The organism is Eubacterium sp. AM05-23 (assembly GCF_003477535.1).
In the GTDB taxonomy this organism is placed as follows: Bacteria; Bacillota; Clostridia; order Eubacteriales; family Eubacteriaceae; genus Eubacterium; species Eubacterium maltosivorans.
Genome location: NZ_QUDF01000001.1, coordinates 474,232 through 494,763 on the forward strand (window position 1 = coordinate 474,232; position 20,532 = coordinate 494,763).

A 20,532-nucleotide genomic window follows, 5' to 3' on the forward strand; every position below is an offset into this window, starting at 1 on the left:
AGAAATCAATGAGAAAAATGATTCAAAAGCTAACCACGGCTATCGTTACCCTCGCATTAGCCTTTGGCAGTGTGGTACCGTCGGTGGCAATGGCGGCAGGTACAACAGAAACAGAAATACTAACATTGCAGGCAGATAAAACACAAGTCGCTCCTGGAGAAACAGTAACCCTTTCTTTGCAGCTTTCTGAAAATTCTGATTTTGTTGCAGGGACATTTGGAATAAGCTATGACAGCAGTAAAGTAACCTATGTTGCAGGAAGCGCGAAATGTGGTTTTAAAATAGGTAGTTCAGACGTTGCAGATACGCAGTTTCCAGGAAAAATACAGCTGACCTATTTTATTGATGGAAAGGTAGCGGGAAACCCGGCGCTTACGGCGTCTTTTACCGTAAATGACGGCGTCACAGGAACATTGAATTTTGCTGTTTATAACAAGGAATTTGCTGTGGATGACGTGAATGATCCTTCTGGAAAGGTTATAACACCCACCATTATTAACGATACAACCGGGCTTGTTTCTAAGCTCCCCCCAACAGACATCACCGAGCTGACCGGCAAAATCGCCGAAGCAGAAGCTGTTGACAGCAGCCTGTACACCGCGGCAAGCTATCAAAACCTGGAAGCAGCCATTGCGGCGGCAAAGGAAATAACCACTGAAAATACAAAAGACGAAGTCGCGGCGCAGGTTAAGGCGCTGGATGACGCCATAAAGCAGCTGGTTAAAGCGGTTGACAAAACGGCTTTAAAAGCAGTCGTCGATGAAGCCAAAACCTACGATGAAGCCCTGTACACACCGGACAGCTACGCGGCCCTGACCAAAGCGGTCGCCGACGCCCAGAGCGTGTTGGACGCGGATCTCGCGGATAACGCGGAAAACCAGAAAACCGTGGCGGACTCGGCTCAGGCGGTTAAGACCGCCATTGCGGCCCTGAGCGCCAAGGGTGACCAGGCGGCGCTGGCGGCCAGCATCCAGGCGGCAGAAGCAGCGCTTGCGCGCGAAGATGTCACCTATATGGACGAAACCAAGGCAAATGTGCAGACAGCCCTGAATGCGGCAAAAGCACTGGTCGGCCAGGAAAATGCCACAGATGCTGAGGTTTCCGCAGCGGTTAAAAACCTGAATGACGCGGTCGCCAAGCTGGTGATTGCAGCAGACGAAAACGCCTTTAACGCAGCGGTTGCGCAGGTGCGCGAAGCCTTCAAGGAAGAAGCTTACACCACCAGCAGCTGGAAAGCGGTAGCGGAAGCCCTCAAAAATGCGGATGCCATGGCAGGTCGGCTGGCAGAAGGCCAGGTGCCGGCAGCAGAAGCGGACAAGGTATTGACCGACTTGCAGAATGCGACAAAGGGTTTAATGGAAAAGGCAACAAAAACCGAAGACCTGACCAAAGCGGTTGAAACAGCTAAAAAATTAGATGAAAGTCATTACACCGCGGACAGCTTTGCCGTTGTAAAGGAAGCCTTAGCCGCAGCCGAAAAGGTTGCCGGAAACCTGAATGACAGCACACAGCAGCAGGTAGATACAGTGGCCACGAATTTGAATGCCGCCGTCTCTAAGCTGGTGACCATCGCCACGGATGAAAAGACTGGTGTAACAGTTAACGGTTTACCAGCAGGTGAAAAGATTATTGTAACGGACAAGATGGCAGATAAAGAAGCATTATCAGAAGCACAAAAAGCAATTGACAGCGCTTCTGAGTTCTCAGATGCTAAGAAAGCGGATATTTTATTCCTTGCAGACATTAAGCCTGAGGTGATTGAAAATGCAGATGGCACCTTTACATTGACAATTCCTCTCACTGAAAAACAGATGGGTTATGATTTGTATTATATTGGTCATAAGGATGAAGAAACCGGTATGTTTATTTGGACTGCTGTAACACCAAAGGATAATAAGCTTACCCTTCAGGTTAAGAGCTTTTCTGAATTTGCGGTGGTTGGTATGATGAAACCGGAAGAACAAAATCCGGGGACTAATCCAAGCGGTGATAATAAGGCTGACACTGTGAATAATGCGACAGGTACGAATGCTTCTGGAAACAACGCGAATACAGGCATTGTTCAGGACGGCAACAGTAGCGTGGCGGTAGCAGTTGGTTTCCTTATTTTGGCAATAGCGGGGCTAATTGCTTATAGGAAAAGATTTAATGCATAGCAAATAAATAAAGGGTGTAAGCCCCTGCTTCCTGGTAACAGGGAGCAGTAACGAATACCCTTACTATAAAGAATTGTTGTATGAGGAGAGAAAATGGAAAACATAAAAAGGAATATATTTAAAGCTTTTACAATTGGATGCATCGTATTAATACTGTCGTGTTTTGTAAATACGGCCACCGTAAAAGCGGACGCGCCGGTTGGAACAGTAACAGTAAGTGTTGAGCGTTTTACTCTGGGGCAAGGATATTTTATTGAGCCGGAGGAAGTTCCGATCTATGCGGGGGATACAGGGGCAGATTTATTGGACCGTGTTTTGGGCGGACCAGATGCTTACGAGACAAAAGAAAATTCCTCATATGGTTTTTACCTGGCAGTTATAAAAAATGCAGATGCTGGTGTCTTGGATATACCTATGTATATTCAGGAAATGAGTGGTTACCGGGTAACAAATGAGCAAAATGACGGCAATAAACATTACCCAGGGCTTGGAGAATTCTCTTATTCTGAAAAATCTGGTTGGATGTACATGGTAAATAATACATTTCCACAACAGGGAATGGGATATTATATTCCAAAGGATGGCGACGTTGTCCGATATCAATTTACGCTCTGGGGAACAGGGAAAGATGTGGGTGATAAATATGATGGCAGTGGAATATTTATTGCAAACAGAGATGCGTTAACGAAGTACATTGCAGAGTTTAACGGACGGGCAGATAAAGATGTGCTTTTATCTATCCAACACATTCAGGATGCTTATGATAATGCTATGAAGATTATCCAGGATTTAACATTGGATCAATCAAGCGTAGACAGTGCTCTTGCGTATTTAAAAACAGCTGTAGATGCACGGAATTTACAGGGAATTAGACTGAACCAGGAAAAAATGAATCTCCAATATGAAACGGAGGGAGAACTTCAGGTGATCTATGATCCTGAAGATTGCAGGGTAGAACAAGGGGTAGTATGGAGCAGTAGTGATGAAAGCATAGTATATGTTGATGGAGGAATTGTGTATGCTACTGGCGTTGGCACCGCCACCATCACCGCCACCCTCGGCGATTTCACCGCCAGCTGTGAGGTCACTGTAAGTGAGGAGAGCGCCGAAAAGCCGCTGCAGAGCATCAGCCTGAATCAATCTGAAGTAAGCCTGGGCAAGGGTAAGACCACTGCGCTCAAGGTCAGCTATTGCCCGGCAGATACGACGGATGACAAAACCGTTACCTGGCGTTCGGACAATGAACAGGTGGCGGCAGTGGACGGAAATGGCCGTATTACAGCGGTGGCCAAGGGTGAGGCCGTGATCACGGCGCAGGTGGGCAGCTTTACCGCGGAGTGCCGGGTTACCGTCACAGAGGACGACCCGGTCGATCCGCCGGACATTACCGATGAGGACATTGCCGCGGCCAAGGAAGTGGTTCGGCTGGCGGCGATTCTGAACACCAATGCCAGTCCGTCTCTGGATGAGGTTAAAGTGGTTGAGAATGCCTATAATAACCTGACAAGCGCGCAGCAGTCCCTTTTAACACCAGAACAGGATGCCAATATACAGGTCGCCATTAACAGCGGCTACAGCAAGGTGCTGTCTCGGGTGGTGGCGATATGCGAGCCTGCGGCAGATGCGGTTCAGGCCGTCATCGACAGCGGTGGAAAACCCGACGACCAAAGTCTTTTTGATCTGGTTCAAGCCGAAAAAGCGCTGAATGCCATAGGCGATTACGATGGCTTCTTGACCCAGGATCAGGAAATCTATGATCAGGCTGAAAAGAAAATGAAAAAGGTGACGGGTGCCTTAACGGTGACCAACGCATCGGATAACGACGTTACCGTTAAAGGGCGTTCCCTGACCCTGCCCTGGACCGTGCAGGTGGTGGCGCAGGCGGTTGAGGTCACAGCAGAGCAGCGGGCTGCCCTCGAGGCGGACGCCCAGTATCTGGAGCCGGCCGTTGAGAGCCAGTATGAAATCAGGCTGAGGGACTTTGCCGCTGCCGAAAGCGCGGACGCCATACCGGAATATGATACCCAGGGCAAGAGCTTTAAAATCACGATGCCCTCCGGCGGTTACACGGCGCCGGGGCTTGGCGAGCACGGCCAGCTGACCCTCCTGCATAACGGCGAGCGCATCGGTTTTGTAGATGAAAAGGGGAATGCCCTGGTCACCTACGATGCTCAGAATAAGCGCTTCAGCTTTTCGACAGACGCTTTTTCGACCTTTACAGTGGTATCCGACAGCCGCGTCGCCGTTGAGAGCTTTGTGCTGAGTGATACAGAAAAAACGCTTTTACTGGATATTGCAAATCCCAGCTTTGAACTGAGCGTGTTGAGCTTTAAGCCCTATGATACAACGGATAAAAACAGACTGACCTATACCTCCTCGGACCCGTCCGTGGCCAGTGTGGATGATAAGGGCATTGTCACCGGGCATGTCAAGGGGACGGCAGTGATTACCGCTGAGGTGTGCGGCATTAAAAACCAGTGCACGGTGACGGTAAAGATGAACCGCTATGTGGATTTTGAGAGCTACTGGCCAACCTTCAGGAAGAACAACAGCAACATGGCCATTGTGGACGCCAGCCTGCCAAACGCGGGAAACAACCTGACCGAAAAGTGGATAAACAGCGACATCAACACAGGGGGCAAGCAGATGACTGCCGGCACCCCGCTGGTGGTGGACAACTATATTTTTGTCGCTACCCAGAACAACAAGCTCTACAAGCTGGATAAAAACACCGGCGCTATTGTCAAAGAGGCAAAGCTCGCGAAAGAAGTCGAGTTTTTCTCCTATGCCACCTACGGCGACGGCATGATCTTCGTGCCAGAGGAAGAGGGTACCATTGAGGCCTTTAACGCCGATACCCTGGATTCGCTCTGGCGCACCGAAAGCTTTGGCGGGCAGAGCAACTGCCAGGTTACCTATGCCGATGGCTTTATCTACTCAGGTACCTGGAGCGGTTCGACGAACAAGGGAACCTTTTTCTGTATAGACACCACGAGTAACGGCGAAATTTACCAGACCAACGGTATCCGGCGTGCGCGGTGGGTTTCGGACGATGACGGCGGCTATTACTGGAGCGGCGCCACGGTGGTTGGCGACGCGGTAATCTTTGGAGGGGACTCTGGCGTGGTGCAGTCCCGTAACAAATCGACGGGGGCGCTCATCGACCGGTACGCCACTGGCGGCGTTATCCGTTCGTGTATTGCCTATGACGCCGGAACCAGCGCCCTTTATTTTACAGCGGGCGGCGGCGCCACCGCCAACGGGATCACTGGCGGCGGGAAGGTCTTTAAGCTCGGTGTTACCAGTGACGGGCACTACACAGGGGCTAAAATTGCCGAACTTCCGGCAGCGTCAACCACATCGCCGGTGGTTTACAATGGCCGTGTGTATGTCACCACTCAGAAGGCGAATGGCTCGGGCCATGAGGAGGATTATAACAAGGCCACGGTCATTGACCAGGGCAATACGGAAAATGGAAAGCTGGCGGTTCTGGATGCGGGTTCTCTCAGCATGATCTATCAGACAGATATCGGCGGCCCGTCCAAGGCCTCACCACTGCTTACAACAGCTTATACGGCTGACGGCCAGCAGACAGTTTACCTCTATATCACGGTAAACAATCACGACGGCGCCATTGTCCGGGTAAAGGACTGGGCAGGCAACACCACGCCGCAGGCCGAGGTGATCTACCGCGCCCCGGGTGATGAGCAGGAATATACCACCACCAGTCTCAACTGTGACGCGGACGGAACCATCTATTACCGGAATGACCGGGGGCATCTTATGGCTCTGACCGGCACCTCGGAGCCTGTCAGAGAGGCGGCGCCCGTGGAGGGACGCCTGGGAATGCAGAAAGGCAGTAAAGCAGGCAGCGATGGTATGACCGCCAGAGCCTCTGGAAAGACGGCCAGTAAGGCTGAGGATGAATTTAAGCCCTGGGATTTTGACGGGGCCATGCTGCCATACAGCAGAAGTGTGTCCAAAACGCCGTCGGGTAAGGAGCAGCTGAAAAAGGCCGCGGTTGTCCTGGGATGTACGGCAGCTGCCATGGCGGCACTGTATATTACGGGATGCGCGCTCTGGCCGAAGCTGGTTAAGAAGCCATGATGGATAAAGCAGCTGCGGATATCCGCACACAAACGGCAAAAAGAAAACGGACCCTTGTCTCAGCGATGATCATCTTTCTGCTGATCCCCCTGACCATCTGGTTTGGCATCCGGTTTCTGGATGACCGGAGATACCTGTTTATCAGTCTGCTGATTATTCTCTACACAGCCATTCCCTTTGTCATGCGGTTTGAGAGGCGCCGGCCCGACGCGCGGGAGATTGTTGTGATCGCTGTGATGGCGGCCATTGCGGCCTGCGGGAATCTGGCGTTTTTCATGCTGGGACCATTTCAGGCGGGAACAGCGCTGGTGATCATTGCAGGAATATGCCTGGGGCCTGAGGAGGGCTTTTTGACAGGAGCTATGGCAAGGCTGGTCATCAATATGTTTGCCAGTCAGGGACCTTGGACGCCCTGGCAGATGTTTTGCTGGGGGCTTCTTGGCTTTCTCGGCGGGCTCTGCTTTAACAGGGATCAGGAGTTCTCAAAAAAGGAAGTCGATTTTAAGGTGGTCATGGGGCCGCTCATCTGTATTGTGGTATCGCTGGCGCTGGGCTTTGGCATCTGGATTGTCTCAGACGCCCAGGGGCCCTTTGTGGGCTGGTGGCTTTACGGCTTTGGGGCCATTGGCCTGCTGGCCGGGGTGCTGCTCCAGCGCCGCCGCCTGCCCGTGGACCGGCTGACGCTGGCGGTCTTTGGCTTTCTGGCCACCTTTATCATCTACGGCGGTATCATGAACATCGCCGCGCTGGTTATGTCGGCCGGGGTTTCCGGCTCTGGCGTGGGCCTTGACTGGGGCTCCATGAAGCTGCTCTATATTTCCGGCGCGCCCTACGACGCGGTACATGGTCTGGGCACCGCCTTCTTTGGAGCGCTGCTTGGGCCGGTGATGATTGAGAAGCTGGAACGGGTAAAGATTAAATTCGGCCTGTATCATTAAAGGCCGAAAACAATAAAAGAAAGGGAGAAAAAATGAAAAGAGGTATTCAGAAAAAGGGCGTTTTATTATTGGCAATGCTTTTGCTGGCCGTGCTCACGCTGGCAGGGTGCAAGGACCCCATCAGCGGGCTGACAGAGGGCGGCTCTGATGAAGAGGTGGTTCAGCTGGCAGATACAAACCCGCTGCCGGAAAATGGCGTTGTGACAGCCGCGCAGTTCCGCTCCATACAGGGGCAGGACAAGGTGGTGACCTTTGATGGCAGCACCATGAGCGGAATCCAGTACAGCTGGAGCTTTAACGGCAAGGATATTCACAATCCGGAGGATCAGAACCTCAAGGTCGATTTTACGACAGAGGGGAATACACTCAACAATGTCAAGGCAGCGGCCGGCGACGCCACCTACGGCCTCGGCATCACCCTGACGGGCAATAAGGGGCTCATCACCGTGCCCCAGCTCACCATTACGCTGCCGGAAAAATGGGATGCAGATTCGGCTGTTTTCTGCAAGCTGAACAACGGGCAGCCGGCAAAAATGAGTAATGTGACCTTTGACAACAGCGCAGAAACCACAAAGATGACAGTGAACATCGTGGAAACTGGCGGGGATTATTATATCGTAGCCGGGAAAACCATCGCGCCGGTTCCCACAACGTCTGCTGGAAATCCTGACGGAACAACACCGGGTGACAGCGGAAATACTGGTTCTGGAAGCTCAGGCGGCAGCAGCTGTACCATTTCCATCAGCTGTTCGACCATTCTTAACAACATGGGCAATCTAAAAAGCGGTAAAGAAAGCTTTGTGCCTTCAGATGGTTGGATTTTAAAACCAACGACGGTTCAGTTTAATGAGGGAGAAAGTGTCCATGATGTGCTGCAGCGGGTATGCCGCGACAATGGTATTCATATGGAATCCAGCTTTACGCCGGCTTATAATTCGGCCTACGTGGAAGGTATCAATCAGCTCTATGAGTTTGACTGTGGCGAGCTCTCTGGATGGATGTATAACGTCAACGGCTGGTTCCCGAACTATGGGTGCAGCCAGTATACCGTCGAAAACGGCGATGTGATCAATTGGGTTTATACCTGTGATCTTGGCCGTGACGTTGGCGATAACAGCATGTGGTAAAACCATAAAACAGGTGACGGAGGGGACAGGCCGCCCCTCTGTCGCCAGCTTTTAGCTGAGCGCTTTTTTAAGGGCTTCTTTGCAAGCTTTTAAAAAGGCGCTTAGAGGAGCTTTCGCATACAACGGCTCTTTTAAGTGTCTTGTCATCCCTATCTTTTCTATGTTGGGTGAAGCGGTGAAATCGTACGGGCAGCATTCGGGCGCGCGCCTGCACCGCTTCATTCAGAAACCATCGTTCTTAATTATTACACAAATAAGAACAAAGGATGTGATGACAGGCGGCGGGAGCGAGCCACCTCCGCTTCCGCCAAGGATTATATTATAACAATCGAGGGGAGATCGATATGGAAGATTCTTTTTCCGGTTATCATCCGGTCATTAATTTCGGTTATTTTGTCGCGGTGCTTCTTTTTAGCATGTTTATCCTTCACCCAGTGTTTTTACTGGTATCGCTCTTTGCGGCCTTTGTCTATTCAGGCATCCTGAAGGGATGGCTTAAAGCGCTGAAGTCCGCCTTGCTCTGCCTGCCGGTGATCATCATCGTGATGCTGATCAACCCCCTGTTTAACCACTATGGCGTTACGATTCTTTTCTATCTTAACAACGGCAACCCCATCACGATGGAATCCATTGTCTACGGGATATTCATGGGCATAACGCTGATCACGGTTTTCATCTGGTTTTCCTGCTACAGCAAGGTGATGACCTCGGATAAGTTTATCTTTTTATTCGGGCGCATCATTCCCGCCCTGTCCCTGATCCTTTCGATGGTACTGCGCTTTGTGCCAAAGTTTATCGCGGAGATCAAGGTGATCAGCAATGGACAGAAATGTATCGGGCGGGATCTGAGCAATGGGAGTATCTTTGAGCGGGCCCGGCACGGGGTGACCATTTTGTCAATCATGATTACCTGGGCGCTGGAAAACGCCATCGAGACAGCAGACAGCATGAAGGCGCGGGGATATGGGCTTAAGGGCAGAACTGCTTTCTCCATTTACCGCTTTGACCGCCGTGACGCAGTGGCTTCTGTCGTTATGCTGGCCGTCCTGGCCTGTGTGATTGCCGGGGTGTATCACGGCTTTGCCTTTGCGCAGTATAACCCGCAGATTAAGATGTCCGGGCTTCAGCCATTGTCACTGGGCAGCTTTTTCACCTATCTGTTTTATTTTATCTTTTGTATGATGCCGGTCATTATCGACGGTGTGGCTGAGTTCAAGTGGTGGTGGCTTAAGAGACGCATTCCTGAAGCAGAGGCGCGGCACGAAGGAGTTGAGGTTATTTGATCCGGCAGACAGTGGAGATTGGCTTTGGGCGGAGCTCGCCCCGGGCTGTTTTGCAGAGAAGCTATGTGCTCAACAACCATTTGAGTGGTGAGGTCGTTATTCCAAACGGCTTTACGGATATTGAGGTATCGGCCTTTAAAGACATGAAAAATATTACAAGGATTGTCTTGCCCAAAACGCTTTTACATATTGATGAGCGGGCCTTCTGGGGTTGCGAGGGACTTGAGGAGATTATGCTGCCCGATGGGGTTGAGTCCATTGGAGATGAAGCCTTTTGCGGCTGTAAGTCGTTGGAATATGTACGGCTTCCCTCTGGACTCAGGATTATTTCAAAGGAGCTGTTTAAAAATTGCCTTAAGCTCAGAACTGTGACAGGTCTCAGATCTGTACGGTGCGTTGAGGATGGCGCGTTCTGGAACTGCCGGTCTCTGGCAGCCATTGAATTTGGCGGGAAAATTGAAGCTATCGGGGTCTACGCCTTTTACCGCTGCGAGAGATTGGAAAAGCTGAGTTTTAAAGGCACGGTGAAGTGCCTGAAGAGCCACTGCTTTGACGGCGCCGGGCTTAGAGAGCTGTTTCTGCCGGAGGGGCTTGAGCAGATCCGGGACGGAGCCTTTCTGCACTGCGGCAGGCTGCGCCGTCTGGTTTTGCCAAAATCCCTTTTGGCCATCGGCAGCTATGCCTTTGCGGGCTGCGCGCATTTAACAAAAATAATATTTCAAGGCGGGGTCCCTGCATTCGGACGGGCCGCTTTCCCTTCAAACGCACGGGTTGTTTGTCGTTGGAATCAGGATTCCCGGCTTCTGATGGAAGCCCGGGGATTTAAATTATGCCGAAAACAGGACAGCTTCGCGCTCTATCTGTACCATTGCCCTGAAACAGCAGTACTCGAATTCGAGACTTACCCCAAGGATACATTTCTGCTGGTCTTTGGCATCCGGGAGATACCGCCAAGAGCCTATTGCGGCCGTGAAAAAATCAGAAAAGTACTTATCGGCGAGGGCGTGGAGTGCATTGGGCAAAAAGCCTTTGCAGATTGTAAGAGCCTGGGGGAGGTTACTTTTCCTAAAAGTCTGAAAACCGTGAGTGAGGGCGCTTTTAAGGGATGCCCTGTGGAAGAATTGATTATTCCGGAAAATGTGGCGTGTATTGAGCGCTTCAGTTTTCGGGACACAAAGCGCCTGAGACGTGTCGATTTTCTTGGAAAGGCTGAGCTGGACAATCAGGTTTTTGCAGGCAGTGCCGTCAAGGCGCTTTATCTGCACCGCGGCATGGCGCTCAGGCCCTTTCTTATGCAGGCGGTCACGCTGCTTTGCCGGCCAGAGGAGGAGGGAATGATCGCTTTTTTCAAAAGCATGGGCTACACGGTATCCGATGCCGGAGCCTGGAAAGCCTTAAGGCTCACGCACCACCGTCAGGTGGTCAGCGTTCCTCCGCCCGGCGCGCTGGTGGAGCCGTCGGTGCGGCATATCGGAAAGCAGGTTGAAAGCTTTCAGTACGCCGGCCAGAGCCGGCTTCGCAAAATCGTGATCGCAGAGGGAACAGAGACAATCGGGGCGGGCGCGTTCTTTAACTGTGACGCGCTGGAGGAGGTGGTGCTTCCGGACAGCCTGAGGCATCTGGAGCACAGCTGCTTTGCGAACTGCCGGAGCCTGGAAAGAATCCGGCTGCCAGAGGGGCTCACTGTTCTGCCGGCCCGGGCCTTCCGGGACTGCAGGCGCTTAAAGGCAGTGGACCTGCCGAAAACTATCAGACTCATTGACCAGGGGTGCTTTCAGAATTGTGAACGGTTGGAGCAGGTCAACTGGCCCGGCGGGCTTTTGAGGATCAACGAATATGCCTTTTACGGCTGCCAGGCGCTGGCTTCGTTCTGTCTGCCGCAATGTGTGTCAATTATTGAAAAAAATGCTTTTACAAACTGTAAGAAGATTAAGTATGTAAAGGCTGGTGCCGGCGTCACGTATTTCTCGCCTCAGAGCTTTGCGTCGCGGACGGTTCTGGAGTGCCCGGAAAATTCCGTCACTCTGAAAATGGCCCGTGAAGCGGGGCTAAAGACCAAGGTATCAGCACTGTACAAAAAATAAAGGAGGCTTGAGCAGCAGAGCTGCTTAAAAAGATATGGCAGAAGTAGAAATAAGGGATTTGATGTTCACCTATCCGGAGATGGAGAATCCGGCGCTTTGCAGCATCAATTTGGAGATAAATGACGGGGATTTTGTCGTTTTGTGCGGCAAGAGCGGCTGTGGCAAAAGCACGCTGCTGCGGCATTTTAAAACAGTGCTCACGCCCCACGGAACACGGACAGGGGAGATTCTTTTTAAAGGGCGCGCGCTTTCTGAGGTGGATATCCGGACACAGAGCTCGGAAATTGGCTTTGTGCTGCAAAATCCAGACAATCAGATTGTGACCGATAAGGTGTGGCATGAGCTGGCCTTTGGGCTTGAGAGCCTGGGCTATGACACGCCGACTATTCGCTTGAGAGTGGCGGAAATGGCCTCTTATTTTGGGATTCAGGCATGGTTCCGGCGGAATGTGAACGAGCTGTCCGGCGGGCAGAAGCAGCTGTTAAACCTGGCGGCCATCATGGCCATGCACCCGTCGCTGCTGATTCTGGACGAGCCGACCTCGCAGCTTGACCCCATTGCGGCTTCTGATTTTTTGGAAACTGTCAAGAAGATTAACCGTGACCTGGGCACTACTATTATCATGACGGAGCACCGGCTTGAGGATATTTTTCCAGCCGCGGATAAGGTCATTGTCATGGACCAGGGTTCGGTTATCGCTCAGGGGCTTCCGCGGGAAATCGGAAAAGAACTGCGGGGCATGGGGCATGATATGTTTTTGTCCATGCCTGCGCCCATGCAGATTTACGCCGGAATCGATAATGAAATGCCCTGCCCGCTGACTGTGCGGGAGGGAAGACAGTGGCTGTCGGAGCTGTTTGAGGGAAAGCCTGTCGAGAAAAAGAGTATTCCCATTGAGGCAGACCATTTTAAAGAAGCGGAGACCGTTGTCGAGCTGAGAGATGTCTGGTTCCGGTATGATAAAAATCTTCCCGATGTGGTATGCGACCTGTCACTGGAGATCAAGCGGGGCCAGCTGTATGCCCTGGTAGGCGGCAACGGCACCGGCAAAACCACCACCCTGTCCTTGATTTCAGGTATTAACCGGCCATACCGGGGAAAGGTAAAGCTTGAAGGGAGGGAAGTTCGAAAATATTCGGATAAGGAGCTGTTTCATGGCTTTCTGGGCGTTTTACCCCAGAATCCCCAGAGCCTTTTTGTCAAAAAGACAGTGGAGCTGGACCTGTTTGAGGCCATTGGCGGTACCAATGAGCGCAGGCGCTCCGAATTTGACAGCGACATGGACAAACGCACAGCGGTTGAGGGAATGGCAGAGCTCATGCATATCGGGCACCTCCTGGGGCAGCACCCCTACGACCTCTCCGGCGGCGAGCAGCAGCGTCTGGCCCTGGCCAAAATCATGCTGCTGAAGCCCCGCATACTGCTGATGGATGAGCCGACAAAGGGGCTGGACAACCACTTTAAGCGGGAGCTGGCCGAAATTCTCAAGCGCCTCCAGGAGCATGGGGTGACCATCGTGATGGTTTCCCACGATGTGGAATTCTGCGCCCAATACGCCGACACCTGCGGCCTGTTCTTTGAGGGCAGTATTGTGACCGCCAACACCCCGAGAGCCTTTTTTTCGGGAAACAGCTTTTATACGACCTCGGCCAACCGCTTGTCCCGGCATTTGTTTGACAATGCCATTACCGTGAAGGATGTGATCACATGTTGCCAAATGAATCTTTAGACCGGTTTCTGGATGATTTTCTGGAGGGCGGCAAGCCAAAAGAAAAGTATGAGGTAAAAAAAAGAGAGGATGCGGCTCCAGTCCGGAGTGACCGCGAGCTCTGGGTGCCGCCAGCCGATGGCAGCCTGGTGGAAAAGCCAGAGAGCAGGAAGCTGTCAAAACGGACATGGGCGGCGCTGCTGATGATTTTTGTGCTCATTCCCCTCACGATTTTTATCGGTATCCGCATCGGGGACCGCAAGTATTTCTTTATCAGTATGATGATCATGGTTTATTCCATGGTGCCCTTTGTGATGGTATTTGAGGGCCGGAGGCCCCAGGCCCGGGAGCTGGTCGTATTGGCACTTTTAGCGGCCATTGCGGTGGCGGGGCGCGCGGCGTTTTTTATGCTGCCGCAGTTTAAGCCTGTCATCGCCGTCGTTATTGTGGCAGGGGTATGTTTTGGCGCCGAATCCGGATTTTTGGTGGGGGCAGTGTCCATGTTTGCCTCCAATTTTTTCCTGACACAGGGCCCCTGGACGCCCTGGCAGATGTTTGCCACGGGCATCATCGGGTTTCTGGCAGGGCTTTTGTTTAAAAAAGGAAGATTAACGATGAAAAAGGGGCCCCTCTGCCTCTTTGGGTTTCTGTCCACTTTCTTTATCTACGGCTTTTTAATGGATACGGCCAGTGTGTTCATGTACCAGAGTGCGGTGACCTGGTGGTCGGCGCTGCCCTTATATTTTTCAGGTGCGCCCTTTAATCTGATTTACGCCTGCTCAACGGTCATTTTCCTGTTTTTCGGCGCCAGACCCCTGATCGAAAAGCTGGAACGGATCAAGGTAAAATACGGCCTGATCGAGAACGGATCAGCCGGTAAATCTTAAAAAAATATCCCCATGCCTGTGTCAGGCACTTTCATGGCCGCTGTACGGTGTTGGAGACAGCGCAGCGGCATAAAAAATATACATTACACAGAGGAAGGAAATGAAATGGCAGAAAACATCAAAAGCACCAACCAGAGGGAGCGCAGTGCCCGACAGCGGCCCCCTGAGCCGAACAGCCAAAACCGGGGCGTCTACACAACGGCCATTGCCAGGCAGAATAAGGTCAGGCATCTGGTCATTGGCGGTGAGTACCGCACCATCGGGTCAAAGGCCTGCATGAATATCACAAAAATCCACCGGCTGGAGCTTGCGCCCTCGGTGATGTCCATCGGAGAAAACGCATTCCGGGGCTGTACACAACTGGTGGCGGTCAAGATGCCGGGCAGTGTGCGGGAAATCGGCGAGGCAGCCTTTATGGAGTGCCGCAAGCTGCGTGAGATCAATCTTCCCAAAAAGCTGCGGGTAATCCGGCCAAGAACCTTTAAGCTGTGCCGGGCGCTCAAGACCATTGAGCTGCCAGAAGCCCTTGAGGAAATTGGCGAGAACGCTTTTATCGACTGCGACAGCCTCCAGACGGTGGTCATTCCCAGGCAGATCGAGATGATCGCCTTCCGCACCTTTTATGGCTGCAAGCAGCTGCAGCAGGTCACCCTGCCGCCAGAGCTGAAAATCATCGGCCGGGAAGCCTTTGTGGGCTGCTGCTTTCAATCCCTGACCCTGCCAGAGGGGCTGGTGACCATCGGGGACAGCGCGTTTTTGAAGTGCAAGTTTCTCGAGAGCATCCATATTCCCGAAAGCGTCAGGCGTATTGAGAAGTGGGCCTTTCACGGCTGCCCACGGCTGAAAAAGGTGGTGCTGCTCCATGATCCCGAGGTCATGGGCGACTGGCTTTTTAACAGAGGCAACACGGTGGTACACTGTAAAAGAAACTCAAAGGTTGACGACTACTGCAAAGAATTTCAATATAAAACCGAGTATGTAGACTGACCGGTAAAAAAGAATCACAATTGACAAAGGAGACGTATTTTGGCAGCTTTAAATCAGATTTTCGACCCATCCAGGCGTGATGTAAAAAGGCTTCAGAAAACAGCGGACAGGATCCTGGCCCTGGAGGACGCAATGGCCGCCCTCAGCGACAGCGCCCTCAGAGATAAGACCGCGTTGTTCCGGAAAAGGCTTAAGGACGGAGAGCCGCTGGATCATTTGACCGCCGAGGCCTTTGCGGTGGTCAGGGAGGCGGCGTACAGGGCCATCGGCCTGAAGCCCTTTCCGGTTCAGCTCATCGGCGGGCTCGTCCTGCACGAGGGCAATATCGCCGAGATGAAAACCGGTGAGGGCAAAACCCTGGTGGCGGCCCTGCCCACCTACCTCAATGCCCTGGAGGGCAAGGGCGTTTTTGTGGTGACCGTCAACGATTATCTGGCCAGGCGGGATCGGGAGCTCATGGGGAAGATCCACGAGTATCTGGGCCTGCGGGTCGGCCTTGTCGTCAGCGGGCAGACGCCGGAGGAAAAGAAAGCTGCCTATGCGGCTGATGTGGTCTACGGAACAAACAATGAGTTCGGCTTTGACTATCTGCGGGACAACATGGCACTCAGCCTCGACAGCCAGGTTCAGCGGAGCCTCCATTATGCCATCATCGACGAGGTGGACAGCGTGCTCATCGACGAGGCCCGGACGCCCCTTATTATCGCGGGGCCGGGCGGCCCCGAGAGCAAACTCTACCGCCTGGCCAACCGCTTTGTCAAGCTGCTGGGGCCAGAGGACTACGAGAAGGACGAAAAGCTGAAAGCCGTCCAGCTGACCGAGAAAGGAATCCAGCGGGCAGAGATGTTCTTCAGCGTGGACAACCTTGCCGATATTGTCAACATGGAGCTTTTTCACTGTATTAACAAGGCGCTTTACGCCCATAAGCTGATGCAGCGGGACAGGGATTATATCGTGGCCGGCGAGGAAGTGGTGATTGTGGACGCGTTTACAGGCCGCACCATGCCGGGCCGCCGGTTCTCAGACGGGCTGCATCAGGCCATCGAGGCCAAGGAAAATGTCCCGGTCAACGCCGAGACACAGACCATTGCCACCGTCACCTTTCAGAACTACTTCCGTATGTTTGATAAGCTCGCGGGCATGACCGGCACAGCCAAAACAGAGGAGGACGAGTTCTCCTCTATTTACAATCTGAACGTGGTCACCATCCCCACCAATAAGCCCATGATCCGGACCGATCATGAGGACGCGGTCTACGCGACCGAGGCGGCGAAATTTGAGGCAGTGACCCGGGACGTCCTTAAGCGTCATGAAAAGGGCCAGCCGGTTCTCATCGGCACCGTGTCCATCGAAAAGTCCGAGGCCCTCAGCGGCTATCTTCAAAGAGAAGGGATTGAGCACACCGTGCTCAATGCCAAATACCATGAGCAGGAGGCTGAGATCATCTCAAAGGCCGGCCAGGCCGGCGCGGTCACCATCTCGACCAACATGGCCGGCCGCGGCACAGACATTGGCCTGGGCGAAGGGGTTCAGGCGCTGGGAGGCTTATACGTGATCGGGACAGAAAGACATGAGAGCCGCCGCATCGACAATCAGCTGAGAGGGCGTTCGGGCCGTCAGGGTGATCCGGGAGAGTCCCGCTTTTATTTATCCCTGGAGGACCCGCTGCTGAGGATCTTCGGCGATGAGCGGATGAAAAAGCTCAGCGAGGTCATCGACCTTCAGGAGGGCGAGGCCATCACCAGCAGAATCCTGACAAAGGGCATTGAAAACGCCCAGAAAAAAATGGAAAGCAAGAATTTTGACGACCGTAAAAACGTTCTGAAATATGACAATGTGATGAACCGGCAGCGTGAGATCATCTACAAGCAGCGCCAGCAGGTTCTGGACGGCGAGAATATACACGACCAGATCCTCGCCATGGGGCAGCGTATCTTCGCCTCAGTGCTGGACATCTTCATGAGCGATCCCATCGCTGACCACTGGGATATCCAGGGACTGAAAAAGGCCCTGGGCAAATCCTTTTTTCCAGAGACCGATTTTAAGTTTGTCGATACGCTAAAGAGCCGGGAGGCGCTGGAGCAGGCCCTCGGCAGTCTTTTCAGCAGCCATCTTGAAAAACTTTCGGCCAAAATCGGCCGGGAAACACGGGACGCCCTTGAGAGAGAGGTGCTCTTAAAAGCCGTGGACATGGCCTGGATGGACCATATCGACAACATGGACCAGTTGAAGCAGGGAATCGGCCTCAGAAGCTACGGGCAGAACGACCCCGTAAAAGAATACACAAAGGAAGGCTTTGCCATGTTCGACGAAATGGTTCAGGAAATCCAGGAAAACACCATCAGGGCGCTGCTGCGCTGCCAGGCGGACAGCTAGCGCCAAAAGGCCCTCAAGCGTGTTACAGAACGCTTGAGGGCCTTTTTTACGCACGACAGAAAAGGATTGCATTATTGATTGAAAACGGTTATAATGGTACTGAAAGAAGAAAATTATTCCCCGAACAGTTGGCGCGGTTCATAGGGAAACAGGACAATTAAATAAAAAACAGGGACACTTGCTGTCACCCTGAATAAAAAACACTGAAGGCTCATTGGAGCTTTTGGTGTTTTTTTGTTTGGTCTAATGGAGAGGAGTCCAGAATGAAAAAGAGAATTACGGCAAAGGCACTGGCAAAGTACATCGCGAAGCACCCCGGGGATTTTGAGGAGGTCGATACCGGATACCGGAGCAGGAACGGCGAAAAGCCTGTGAAAGAGTGGATTTATCACGGCCATAAAAAGCATGTCTGCATTCACTGCGGCGGTAAGCTTGCGGAAAAAACCCTTTCCGTAAAGGAAAAAGACGGCCGGCTTAAAATCGTCAATGGCTTTTATAAGGAGGTTGAAACCGGGGACGGAACCCTCTATCTTTTCTGGGTATGCAGCAAAACCTGCCTGGAATGTGACCGTAACCAGCGGGTGTTCCCCTTTTTTATCCTGCGCTGGATGCGCGTGCTCCTATACACTGTGGTCGAAGTGCTGCATACCCTTTTTACCAGAGAGGAGCTGCGCAGCCCGGGCCGGCTGCAGCCCAGGCGTGGCCGCCCCTGGCACGAGGTGCCCTTTTATGGCGAATACTCCACGGTTTACCGGTGGCGGAAGCGCTATTTTGAAAATCTATATTGTTAAATAAATAACTATTAAATTCTATTTTCGCGCTTTGTAAAAGTAAAAAATTTGTTTTAGAATGATACCTGTAAGATAAAGAGCGGTACCGAGCGTACCGGAAACAAAATCATTTTAATTTACAGGAGGTTTACAATGAATCGTAAACAAATGCGCGAAAGAAACAGGGATACGGCAAAAAAAGCAGGGGCAGGCAGGTGTGCTTCGTGCGCCCAAAAATTCCAGGCCCCGGCACAGCTCACGCTTGGTGGGGCCGCCGGGCACATCGTGGTGGATATCCACCTGGCCGCCAATCCGGAAAGAAACCCCGGGCAGTGGTGTCTGGGCATGGAGCCGCTTACCGAGACCAGCGCCTTTTTAAGAAGGATGAAGGCAGAGGGCATCATCATAAGCAAGCACGATTTTTTCCGCTGGCTGCGCGCCAGAGGCTACCTGAGAAAGAATGCGCCCGGCACCTTAAACCAGGTGAGCCAAAGGGCGGCGGCCATGGGAATCCTCAGAATCGGAAACCAGACAGCAGCCTGTCCGGGGCGCAGGCTTTATCTGACGCCGGCCGGCTGCATCTATTTTGCGGACAGGCTTAAAAAGGAGGCGGCGTCCGCATGAACTACCTGACCGAGTTGCTCGCCTTTTTCCGCTGGATGGAGCAGCAGCGCCTGAGCCCTCTGCTCCAGGCCTTCTGGCATTACCTCATGTACTTTAATAACCGCGCCGCCATAAAGGGCGCCGACGGCTTCTGGTACTGGCCGGTGGAATTCCGGGTGCCCAACAAGCTGTTTCAGGACGCCCTTGGCTTTAAAAACCGCCAGGCCCTCTGGACACAAAGGCAGACGCTGATCCGGAAGCAGCGCGTGACGTACACCCCCGACGCGGGAAACCGGGCGGGACAATACCGCCTGATCCCCTTTGACAAAGGCCTGGCCCCGGCCAGCATCGCCGCCGGAGAGCGTCAGGAGCCGACGCTCGTATGGACACAAACCGCTACAGAAAGCGGACACGGGGCGCAACCGTATATAAATAATATAAACCCTAAACAGGCGTCTCTGTTCTATTATAATCAGGAGGAGCCGCCCAATACCCACAGCATCCACGGCTTTAACCTGCTCCCGCCGCTCACCGAATCCGAGAAAGCCGCCATCCAGGCCCTGTATCCCGGTGACAGCGTGGCCGCCTTTAACGCCATGTGGGCCGCGAGAGAGGCAAAGCAGAAAGGAGAAACCACATGAACCGATACGGCACCGGACCCAGTCTGGTCCGCAGAAAAAGAAGCTACATGGTCGAGGCCGAATGTCTTATGAAAGCCGGCTTTTACGCCCGCAGCGCCGAGGAAGCCGAGGACCTGTTCAACGACCTCAGCGCCGCCGTCGAGGACCGCTTTCCCGGCATTGTGCTTGAGATTACAGACGTCTATGAGGACGAATAGGAGGCTTATTTGAGTAACTACAAGGTGATTGACGATTTGGTAAAAACCTGTAAAAACGGGCAGGAATATCCGGACGGCAGCCCGGAAAGAGAAAGCGGCAGTACCGCGGGCCAGCTGCTGGTCATGGCCTTCAGGCCGCTGATACTGGCCACCCTCAGCCGCTCAGGGATCCATGACGACCAGTTCGAGGACGCCTTTCAGGACGGCGTCATCGCCTTTATGGAGGGCCTGAAAAAGTTTGACCCCAGGCGTGGCGCCAGCTTTAACGCCTTTATCCAGGCGCACCTGCGCCAGTATTACAGAAAGTGGCAGCACGGCCAGTTTAACCATTCCGTCAAACCCGATACAACCCTTGACGATCAGGTGCCGGGGAGACAGGGCCTGACCTATGCCGAGGTGCTGCCCGATAAAGCGACAAACCTCGAGGCCGATTATATCCAGCGCGAGGAAAAAAGCGCGAGCCGGAAAAAGCTCGCCAGGGGGCTGAGCCGCTTAAGTCCCAGCTACCGCAGCGTGCTGGAAAAGCACTACTACGAGGGCATGACCCAGACCGAAATCGCCGAAACAGAAGGCATCAGTCCCCAGGCGGTAAACCAGCGCCGCGACCGCGCCTTAAAAAAAATAAAAAAAGTTTTGTGAAAAGCGTTGATATTTTCAAAAAAAAAAGT

15 protein-coding genes are annotated in these 20,532 nt (G+C 52.8%); all 15 read left to right on the forward strand.

Annotation, left to right across the window (positions count from 1 at the left end):
* Positions 1 to 8 precede the first annotated feature (8 nt).
* The 15 genes from DW091_RS02120 (at position 9) to DW091_RS02190 (ending at position 20,503) form a co-directional block, all read left to right on the forward strand.
* Positions 9 to 2,156 (forward strand): FIVAR domain-containing protein, encoded by a 2,148-nt coding sequence (locus DW091_RS02120; protein WP_118517264.1) that lies wholly within the window; start codon positions 9 to 11, stop codon positions 2,154 to 2,156.
* Between the two features lie 93 nt (positions 2,157 to 2,249).
* Entirely contained in the window at positions 2,250 to 6,263 is a 4,014-nt protein-coding gene (locus DW091_RS02125) for an Ig-like domain-containing protein (protein WP_118517265.1), read from the forward strand.
* Complete coding sequence (locus DW091_RS02130) at positions 6,260 to 7,201, forward strand: ECF transporter S component (RefSeq protein ID WP_118517266.1); 942 nt, start codon at positions 6,260 to 6,262, stop codon at positions 7,199 to 7,201. The genes DW091_RS02125 and DW091_RS02130 overlap by 4 nt, the downstream gene beginning before the upstream one ends.
* 32 nt (positions 7,202 to 7,233) lie before the next feature.
* Positions 7,234 to 8,328 (forward strand): DUF4430 domain-containing protein, encoded by a 1,095-nt coding sequence (locus DW091_RS02135; RefSeq protein ID WP_118517267.1) that lies wholly within the window; start codon positions 7,234 to 7,236, stop codon positions 8,326 to 8,328.
* Positions 8,329 to 8,672: 344 nt separating this feature from the next.
* Positions 8,673 to 9,611 carry an energy-coupling factor transporter transmembrane component T gene (locus DW091_RS02140; protein WP_013382153.1) on the forward strand — a complete coding sequence of 313 codons (939 nt, stop codon included), beginning with the start codon at positions 8,673 to 8,675 and terminating at the stop codon, positions 9,609 to 9,611.
* Positions 9,608 to 11,695 (forward strand): leucine-rich repeat domain-containing protein, encoded by a 2,088-nt coding sequence (locus DW091_RS02145; RefSeq protein ID WP_118517268.1) that lies wholly within the window; start codon positions 9,608 to 9,610, stop codon positions 11,693 to 11,695. Before DW091_RS02140 ends, DW091_RS02145 begins: the two co-directional genes overlap by 4 nt.
* 34 nt (positions 11,696 to 11,729) lie before the next feature.
* The gene (locus DW091_RS02150) at positions 11,730 to 13,424 is read left to right on the forward strand and encodes an ABC transporter ATP-binding protein (protein WP_118517269.1); all 1,695 of its coding nucleotides are present in this window, start codon (positions 11,730 to 11,732) and stop codon (positions 13,422 to 13,424) included.
* A complete protein-coding gene (locus tag DW091_RS02155; protein ID WP_118517270.1) occupies positions 13,403 to 14,290 on the forward strand; it encodes an ECF transporter S component in 888 nt (295 codons plus the stop codon). Before DW091_RS02150 ends, DW091_RS02155 begins: the two co-directional genes overlap by 22 nt.
* Before the next feature lie 105 nt (positions 14,291 to 14,395).
* Positions 14,396 to 15,277, forward strand: a complete 882-nt coding sequence (locus DW091_RS02160) for a leucine-rich repeat domain-containing protein (RefSeq protein ID WP_224168725.1) — start codon at positions 14,396 to 14,398, stop codon at positions 15,275 to 15,277.
* Positions 15,278 to 15,316: 39 nt separating this feature from the next.
* The gene (gene secA / locus DW091_RS02165; protein WP_118517272.1) at positions 15,317 to 17,653 is read left to right on the forward strand and encodes a preprotein translocase subunit SecA; all 2,337 of its coding nucleotides are present in this window, start codon (positions 15,317 to 15,319) and stop codon (positions 17,651 to 17,653) included.
* A gap of 263 nt (positions 17,654 to 17,916) precedes the next feature.
* Positions 17,917 to 18,444 carry a hypothetical protein gene (locus tag DW091_RS02170; protein ID WP_118517273.1) on the forward strand — a complete coding sequence of 176 codons (528 nt, stop codon included), beginning with the start codon at positions 17,917 to 17,919 and terminating at the stop codon, positions 18,442 to 18,444.
* Positions 18,445 to 18,576: 132 nt separating this feature from the next.
* Positions 18,577 to 19,047, forward strand: coding sequence for a phage antirepressor KilAC domain-containing protein (locus tag DW091_RS02175; protein WP_118517274.1), 471 nt, complete (start codon positions 18,577 to 18,579; stop codon positions 19,045 to 19,047).
* Entirely contained in the window at positions 19,044 to 19,667 is a 624-nt protein-coding gene (locus tag DW091_RS02180) for a restriction endonuclease subunit S (protein ID WP_118517275.1), read from the forward strand. Before DW091_RS02175 ends, DW091_RS02180 begins: the two co-directional genes overlap by 4 nt.
* Positions 19,664 to 19,864 carry a hypothetical protein gene (locus tag DW091_RS02185; RefSeq protein WP_058693510.1) on the forward strand — a complete coding sequence of 67 codons (201 nt, stop codon included), beginning with the start codon at positions 19,664 to 19,666 and terminating at the stop codon, positions 19,862 to 19,864. Before DW091_RS02180 ends, DW091_RS02185 begins: the two co-directional genes overlap by 4 nt.
* A gap of 9 nt (positions 19,865 to 19,873) precedes the next feature.
* Complete coding sequence (locus tag DW091_RS02190; protein WP_058693511.1) at positions 19,874 to 20,503, forward strand: sigma-70 family RNA polymerase sigma factor; 630 nt, start codon at positions 19,874 to 19,876, stop codon at positions 20,501 to 20,503.
* Positions 20,504 to 20,532 lie beyond the last annotated feature (29 nt).